Annotated in this window: 4 protein-coding genes; 1 reads left to right on the top strand and 3 read right to left on the bottom strand. The window is 45.4% G+C overall.

Annotated elements, in window-relative coordinates; translation table 11 throughout:
• Window positions 1-272 (top strand): hypothetical protein (locus tag ACLUWI_RS09940; protein ID WP_412147194.1); only part of this gene is annotated, 272 nt, incomplete at its 5' end.
• Window positions 273-492: 220 nt separating this feature from the next.
• On the opposite strand, the gene ACLUWI_RS09935 is transcribed toward ACLUWI_RS09940, so the two are convergent.
• From ACLUWI_RS09935 to ACLUWI_RS09925, 3 genes are all read right to left on the bottom strand, one after another.
• Window positions 493-1,413, bottom strand: coding sequence for a DMT family transporter (locus ACLUWI_RS09935; RefSeq protein WP_412147195.1), 921 nt, complete (start codon window positions 1,411-1,413; stop codon window positions 493-495).
• 145 nt (window positions 1,414-1,558) lie between these two features.
• Complete coding sequence (locus ACLUWI_RS09930; RefSeq protein ID WP_412147193.1) at window positions 1,559-2,566, bottom strand: DUF1002 domain-containing protein; 1,008 nt, start codon at window positions 2,564-2,566, stop codon at window positions 1,559-1,561.
• Between the two features lie 174 nt (window positions 2,567-2,740).
• Window positions 2,741-3,445: a DnaD domain protein gene (locus ACLUWI_RS09925; RefSeq protein WP_412147192.1), complete on the bottom strand. Its 705-nt coding sequence runs from the start codon at window positions 3,443-3,445 to the stop codon at window positions 2,741-2,743.
• Window positions 3,446-3,539 lie beyond the last annotated feature (94 nt).

Below are 3,539 nucleotides of genomic sequence, written 5' to 3'. Positions count from 1 at the left end.
AAAAAAGAAGACGATCGATTCCGTTCAGAACGGAACCGATCGTTTTTCTGTCTGTCTTTATTAAATTACCAGGACATTGCTGCTTACCCTATCAAGAACATCAGGCAGCAAGCAGCTCAAAAGTGACCGTCAAAGTTGGTACCAGTTTATTAGATATCAAAACGTTGGTCGCGACTGTCATTCAGAAATTTCTGCATAATAGTCCCTGCGAAAACTCATTACCTGCTTTTCTTAAAAAACAGCGTATCGTAGGGAAATATCAGTGTGTATGATTGTTGACACGCCCTTAAGATGATCGTCACGTCTAAACCGCTGTTGACGCGATTGATTTACTTTGCCAATCCAGTCTGAGCATCACATCTTAATAATCAAGAACCGTCAGATAGCTCGCTATCATCTATCTCAAAACCAGGTTTGGCAAACAAAAAAATCGGCATTCCGCTTAAAACGCCAGATGCCGATTTTAATTATTCATAATGCTTCGCGAACTCGTTAGTCGAAAGTTTCAAGATGACCCTTTCGACGACCGTTTTGCAGAACGTAGATGGCCAGAATCACGAGCACAATACCCAAGATTTCGATCCAGTTCATCCATTCCTTAAAGAAAATCACACTCAAGATTGCCGTCACGATTGGCTGTAACGCGTCCATAATGCTGACCACGTCTGAAGGGGCAAACTTAGTCGCGTGCATCAGCATCCCAAATGGAATAATCGTCCCAAATAAGACCACTGTTGAAACGGATGCGACCAACGTTCCAGTAATATGTGGCGGGTTAACCCAAAATGGCTGGTACAGGTTAAACAAGACCCCAGCAATCGCGGTCCCCCAACCCAACACAACCAGCGGCGAATTTTCTTCGGCGGCCTTTTGCGGTAAAACAACGTAAAAAGCCGCCGTTATACCAGAACCCAGCCCCCATAAAAATGAATTCAGTGGAATCGCCAAATGACCAAAGTTACCCTTGGTCAAACAGAGAAAAACACCGGCCATGGCAATCACAAACGATAAAAGATCACTTTTCAGCGGCCGGCTATGCTGGAACAGCCAGCCGCCAAACACGATAAACAATGGTGACAGATACTGCAGAATGGTCGCCATGGATGCATTCCCCGTCTGTACTGAGTAATAGAAAGTATAGAGATTAGCCATCAAACCAAAAACCGCATAACTAAACAGCGAGATTACGGACGGCCAAGACTTAAAAACATTAAAGATTTTGCCGCGATATAAAATAGCACTGATAATCAATAAGATTGCTCCGGCTGCTGATGTGCGCATTGAAAGCATCCAGTGTGCCGGGATAGCCAGATTCTGCGAAATCAGTTGCAGAACCGTGCCGGAAACACCCCAGCTGATTGAGGCCGTTCCTGCCCATAGCATTCCTTTAATGATATTTTTTTGTTTATTCATCATAAAATCCTACCCGTAAATTATTTCAAATCACAATAAAAAATATTCTAACATTTTTGCATAAATTCTTCCGGAAAAATGCTTTTTTTCAGTAAAAAAACCGTTCATGAAAGTTTCACGAACGGTTTACTTAATTAAATTAAGTTTAGAACCAACTCTTAATCCAATTAATAAACCTGGTAAGCCAGCTTTGGGCCTGCTTAACCGTCTCCTTGCCGGCTTCACTGTTAGCCCAGTTCTTCGCCTTGTTCATCAAGTTACCGGTTGAGTTCTTAACGTTATTAATGGTATTGCTTACATTATTGATATAAGTCTTACTGGAAGAAATCGGCGAGTTTTGGAAATTGACCAGTGCACCAGCAATCTTTTCTTGTTGAGTAGTTGTCGTTTGATCAGCAATTCCGCGTTTTTCCAGCGCCTTATTCAGCATTTCCTGAATATCTGCCTTGGTTGCCAGCTCGCCGCTGCTCTGTTTTTGCTGAGCAATCTGCTTAGAGGTATCGCCAACTGCCGCCATCAGCTTTCCTGGATAAGATGAGTCGTTCTTATTGGCATCAATTGCATCTTGAGTAGCATCCAGAACCGAGTTGGCCGCGGCCGTGTTTTGACTATTCAACTGGTGGCCATCTTCTTCAAAGGCCTTATAGACCCCTGTTAAAGCTGATTCACCTGACACGGCGCGATTCGCAGTGACCACGATCGTAATATCGGTTACCCCTGCCATCTGGGCAACCATCGCGTACTGCTGGGCCGTAACCTCAGTGATGTTGCTTTGCCCGTTGTATTTTTTAATGTTGACCTTAACCCCGCTGCCTGGATCGGTTGGTGCGATCGCCACGGAACTGATCATGGCTGCATCGGTCGTTGTGCCGTTGCCGATGTATTTGGCGTAGTCGCTGGCCGTGGCCGTTAATTTCTTAAAAAACGAATCCACGCCCATCACTGAGTTCAGCTGATCATAAACGCTTTGAGGCGCGCCGGCACCATAAACCACATAGGAGTTACTTAAGGTGTGCGTAGCCGTAGAAGATGATGAGCTTGACTGCTCGGTGGCAGCGTCAGCAGATACGACCGCCGGAGCCGCCATTGCTGCCGCACCAGCAAGCGTTACTGCCAGCATCAATTTCGCCAGCATTTTGATTGGTTTGTTCATCCTTAGCAAACCGCCTTTCTAATTATTTACCTCTTAATTATACCTTGAATTCAATTTGAAAACGCCATCTTGACCAAAACTTAAGGATTAGAGCAAACACTCGTTAAGCTTTGATCAGATAGTTTATCCCCGTGTTCAGTCAGCAGATATCACCAAGCATTCAGTTAAGCCTGCTTAATCATCAGGGAGCTTAAGGATTGGGATGTTCGGGATCGGCCGGTTGCCCAGTTGTCCGCCCCCTTGCGCCAAACGACTCTGATAGCGCTGCTTATCCTGCTCGACTTCTTGCGGCGTCTTAAGGTTGTTCTTGCGCCAATTCATTAAGATTGAATCCATATAGCGGAACCGCAGCGAACCGTTCACCACTGCTTCTTTTAAGGCCAGCCGAATCATTTCAATATCATAATGATCTTTGTCCAGCCAGTCATTGACATAGGTTATCTCCATCGGCGTCAACGGGCGGCCAAACTCGCTTTCGATCTCGGCAAAAAGTTTTTCACGAGCCGAGGTTTGCTTGACGTTTTTTTGCTGTGACTGAAGCTGTCCCTCACGACCAACCAAACGACTAATCAGTGGCGAAAAGTCATAGTAGGCCGTTTCTTTTCCCTCAGCATCGCGCTTCATTCGCTGCACCAGCAATTGATGCTCAGTCATCTGATGAATCTGTTCATAGACGGTCCGCTCATCAGTCTGCAGATTTTCCGCAATCCAGGTGATGCTGGGATTTTCAATACCCCGGTCGATATATGACTTCAATTCCAGATAGACCAGCAGCTCACCACTGGTCATCCCGATTTCTCGATAATGATGAAGCAAAAGATTACTGATTGAAGTTTCACCGGCCTGCAGATAGGAAAACAAAAAATCCTGCTTCGTCATAAGCATCCCCCTTTTTATTCGTGCACCAATCATTGTCAACCACCATCGGCTAAAGTCGATGGCTTGTGGGCAGACACCCCGATATTGAGTATCT

Source organism: Limosilactobacillus mucosae, from assembly GCF_046939755.1.
Taxonomy (GTDB): domain Bacteria; phylum Bacillota; class Bacilli; order Lactobacillales; family Lactobacillaceae; genus Limosilactobacillus; species Limosilactobacillus mucosae_A.
Note: the sequence above shows the minus strand (reverse complement) of the source record. Positions and strands in the feature narration are given on the sequence as shown.